This window comes from Zoogloea sp. LCSB751 (assembly GCF_002028455.1).
Classification (GTDB): Bacteria; Pseudomonadota; Gammaproteobacteria; order Burkholderiales; family Rhodocyclaceae; genus Zoogloea.
Genome location: NZ_MWUM01000721.1, coordinates 1 through 229 on the forward strand (window position 1 = coordinate 1; position 229 = coordinate 229).

Genomic DNA, 229 nt, shown 5'->3' on the forward strand with positions numbered 1-229 from the left:
AAAGGCCTCCTCTTGAATATCATCATCATAATGACTCAGCATCATCCGAGTTAACATGGCAGCTTGAAATGCCTTAGCCATTAATTTGATTAATCTTTGATATACTGAAGGCGAGAGGTTTTTACTTTCTAACAAGCTAGATAATAATTGTGCAGTGATACAAATATTACGAACTGCATCAAAACCAAGCACAATAGCGGCTCGGCTTACAGTAGAAATTTGCGTACTG

Annotated in this window: 1 protein-coding gene; it reads right to left on the reverse strand. The window is 37.6% G+C overall.

Annotation, left to right across the window (positions count from 1 at the left end; all coding sequences use genetic code 11):
• Window positions 1-229: HDOD domain-containing protein (locus tag B4920_RS28325; protein ID WP_139379812.1), on the reverse strand; the 229-nt coding region annotated here is incomplete at both ends.